This window comes from Saccharomonospora iraqiensis subsp. iraqiensis, from assembly GCF_000430445.1.
GTDB classification, from domain to species: Bacteria; Actinomycetota; Actinomycetes; order Mycobacteriales; family Pseudonocardiaceae; genus Saccharomonospora; species Saccharomonospora iraqiensis.
On sequence record NZ_KE387086.1, the window covers coordinates 4,172 to 8,068 of the forward strand.

General features: G+C 73.1%; 3 protein-coding genes. 2 read left to right on the forward strand and 1 reads right to left on the reverse strand.

Annotation, left to right across the window (positions count from 1 at the left end; translation table 11 throughout):
- Positions 1-804: hypothetical protein (locus ACTIR_RS0111070; RefSeq protein ID WP_052583834.1), on the reverse strand; the 804-nt coding region annotated here is incomplete at its 3' end.
- Between the two features lie 407 nt (positions 805-1,211).
- Here ACTIR_RS0111070 and ACTIR_RS22805 point away from each other — a divergent pair.
- Entirely contained in the window at positions 1,212-2,420 is a 1,209-nt protein-coding gene (locus tag ACTIR_RS22805) for an MFS transporter (protein WP_154663735.1), read from the forward strand.
- Positions 2,421-2,570: 150 nt separating this feature from the next.
- A partial coding sequence (locus ACTIR_RS22810) for a molybdopterin-dependent oxidoreductase (RefSeq protein ID WP_199285614.1) occupies positions 2,571-3,897 on the forward strand: 1,327 nt, incomplete at its 3' end.

The window sequence follows — 3,897 nt, forward strand, 5'->3', positions numbered from 1 at the left end:
GACCTCGGCCAGCCCGGGGACGACGGGCCCCGCGGCCACCCGGGCACGCACCCCGGGACGCAGGTGGGCCAACACCGCCCCGACCGCACGCCCCTCCAGTGCGATCAGCCCGACCAGCGTCTGCTCCCTCGGCGCCCACACCGACCGCACCCCGTGCGCGGCGAGCACGTCGTGCGGCATCGCGAGACCGGGGGTGCCGTCCGCCGCCGAGTCGGCGACCACCACCACGTACGAGCCTTCCGCGGGCAGGCCGAGCTCGGCCGCGGCCCGTCCGGCGAAGCCGGGGTCCCGCGTCCCCCGCCCGCGGAGCAGGTCACCGACGAGCGCGTGCCTGCGGTGTTCGTCGGCCCGTTGCAGCTGCAGCTCCCGTGTCCGGAACGCCTGCGCCACCTGCGAGGAGACCTCGTCGACCACCGTCCAGACCGTGGTGGCGACCTCGAGCAACCGGTCGCGGTCCAGCCGGTCGTCCTCCCGTGCCGTGCGCACCATGCCCCGCCAGATCACCCGGCCGCCGAGGCGGAAGGACCGCAGCACCGCGTCCAGCGGCACCCGCTGTTCCGCCCTCCGTGTGCCGGTCTGCGCCGCCGCGTCGTACGGGTCCTGCCCGGACGGCACCTCGTCGCCGAGGATCTGCAGCACCCGGTCGAGATTGGTGCGGCAGGACCGCCGCAACTCCCGTAGCGGGATCAGCGCCGCGTCGTGGTAACCCGGGTTGTCCGCGAGGATGTCGGCCACGAGCTCGTCGGTGAGTTCGTCGAGCCGCCCGCTCAGCGACCGGACGATCTCGTGACGCGGACCGGACACGCCGTCTCCTTCCCACGCACACCACCACCCGCCCACCCCGCCCCGGCCCGGGGGGCCGTCAAGGGTGGGGCGTCGACGCTACTGGACGCCGCACGGCTCCCGGAGTCCCGTGTCCACACCGGCACATCTCCCGTCGGGATCGGGCGGTGTTCCTCCCTTCGGGTCACATCGATGTGTCGGGCACGCCGGGATGCGGCACCCTGAAATCGGTCCGTCGCCCACCGTGACGGACCGTCCCCGCGGACGACCACAACCCAGGCGGAGCAGGCGGAAACCCAGGCGGGGACACAGCGGCCGGGACCCCGACGATCCCGGCGGGCCACTCGACGGGGAGGACATCACCAGCCGTGCCGCAGCACTCCCCACCGTCCGCAACGGGTGACCCACCGGTGACCAACGGGCGGCGGATGCTGATGCTCGTGCTGGCCACCGTCGGATTCGCGCTCAACTTCTGGGCGTGGTCGCTGCTCAGTCCGCTCGGCCCGCTGTTCAAGAACAGGCTCGGGCTGGGCGCGTTCGAACAGGGACTGGTGGTCGCCGTGCCCGTGATGGTCGGCTCCGTCGGGCGCATCCCGGTCGGGGCGCTGACCGACCGGTTCGGCGGGCGGGTGATGTTCCCGGCCCTGTCCGCACTGACGATCGTGCCGGTCCTGTTCCTCGGACTGTTCGGGAACGAGTCACTGATCGCGCTGCTGATCGGCGGATTCTTCCTCGGCCTCGGCGGGACGGTGTTCGCGGTGGGGGTGCCGTTCGTCAACGCGTGGTTCCCGCCCCACAGGCGCGGGCTGGCCATCGGGATCTTCGGCGCGGGCATGGGCGGCACCGCGCTCAGCGCGCTGACCGCCGTGCAACTGGTGGACGCGGGCGGCATCGCCACCCCGTTCGTGGTCACCGCACTCGTGTTGGCGCTCTACGCCGTCGTCTCGGCGATCCTGCTGCGCAACGCCCCCGGACGGTCCGTGCCCACCGGGTCGCTGGCCCGCCGACTGGGCGACACCGCGCGGCTGTCCGCGACGTGGGAGGCGTCCTGGCTCTACACGATCGCCTTCGGCGGCTACGTCGCGTTCTCCGTCTACCTGCCCGCCTACCTGGAGACCGCCTACGGGCTCGCCCCCGCCGACGCGGCCAACCGGATGGCCGGGTTCGTGCTGCTCGCGGTGCTGATGCGCCCCGTCGGTGGCTGGCTGTCCGACCAGGTGGGCCCGCTGTGGGTGCTGGCCGGGTCCTACGCGGTGGTCACGGTCACCGCGGCCGCCCAGGCGTTCACCCCGGACCTGATGCCCGTGGGCACGATCGCGTTCCTCGCCATGGCCGTCGCCCTGGGCGCGGGCAGCGGCGCGGTGTTCGCGCTCGTCGCGCTGCTCTCCCCACCGACGATGGTCGGGTCGGTCACCGGCGTGGTCGGCGCCGCGGGCGGCCTGGGCGGCTTCCTCCCACCGTTGATCATGGGCGCGGTCTACGGCGCCTTCGACTCCTACGCACTCGGGCTCGCCGCGCTGGCCGTGGTCGCCGCGGCCACCCTCGCCGTCACCCTGACCACCGTGCGGCACTCCCTGCGCGCCCACGAAGAAGGCCACGACCGGCTCACCGACGCCCCGGCGGGGCCGCATGCCTGAACTCCTGCGGCCACACCGGTCCACCACTACGGTCAGAGATCACCCGGCCGATCACCCCGCTGTCCGCGATCGCCAGGAGGAGCCGTCACCGTGTGCGCCGACACCGATCCCCACGCCGCCCCCGGCCGCACCGACCCCGCCCGACCGGGCCTGGACACCGAACTCACCGACGCGCTGATCCGGACCCGCCGGTTCTTCACGCGCGCCGACGTCACCGAGGACCTGCGGACACTGCACAAGATCGGCGGACGCCGGGCCGACGCGTTCTACCGGGACCGGTGGAGCCACGACAAGGTCGTGCGCTCCACCCACGGGGTGAACTGCACGGGGTCGTGCTCGTGGAAGGTGTACGTCAAGGACGGGATCATCACCTGGGAGGCGCAGCAGACCGACTACCCCTCCGTCGGCCCGGACCGGCCCGAGTACGAACCGCGCGGCTGCCCGCGCGGCGCGGCGTTCTCCTGGTACACCTACTCCCCCACCCGCGTGCGCTACCCCTACGTCCGCGGGGTGCTGCTGGAGATGTACCGGGAGGCCAAGGCCCGCACCGGTGACCCGGTACTCGCCTGGGCGGACATCGTCGAAGACCCCGACCGCGCCCGGCGGTACAAGGCCGCGCGCGGCAAGGGCGGCCTCGTGCGGGCCTCGTGGGACGAGGCGACCGAACTCGTCGCGGCGGCGCACGTGCACACGATCAAGCGGTACGGCCCGGACCGGATCGCCGGGTTCTCCCCGATCCCCGCGATGTCGATGGTCTCGCACGCCTCCGGGGCCCGGTTCGTGTCCCTGCTCGGCGGGGCGATGCTGTCGTTCTACGACTGGTACGCCGACCTCCCGGTGGCGTCCCCGCAGGTGTTCGGCGACCAGACCGACGTGCCCGAGTCGGGCGACTGGTGGGACGCCGGGTATCTCATCATGTGGGGTTCGAACCTGCCGGTCACCCGCACACCGGACGCGCACTGGATGGCCGAGGCCCGCTACCGGGGCCAGAAGGTGATCGCGGTCGCCCCGGACTACGCGGACAACGTGAAGTTCGCCGACGAGTGGCTCGCCGCCCGGCCGGGCACCGACGGCGCACTGGCCATGGCGATGGGGCACGTGATCCTGCGGGAGTTCTTCGTGCAGCGGCAGGTGCCGTACTTCGCCGACTACGTGAAGCGCTACACCGACCTCCCGTTCCTGATCCAACTGGAGGCCCGCGACGGTGCCCACGTGCCGGGCAAGTTCCTCACCGCGGCCGACCTCGACGACCACCGCGACGCCGAGCACGCCGCGTTCAAAACCGTCCTGCTGGACGCGGCCACCGGCGCCCCGGTGGTGCCCGGCGGGTCGCTCGGCTTCCGGTACGGCGACGACGGCGCCGGGCACTGGAACCTCGACCTCGGCGACACCGACCCGCTGCTGTCGGTGGCCACCGGCGCCCCGGCGGACGAGGCGGTCGAGGTGGACCTCCCCCGGTTCGACGCCGCCGAGCCCG

What these genes read in the sequence shown, in the direction of transcription:
- ACTIR_RS22805 (WP_154663735.1), top strand. Translation starts at nt 1,212, where the DNA reads ATGCTGATGCTCGTGCTGGCCACCGTCGGATTCGCGCTCAACTTCTGG.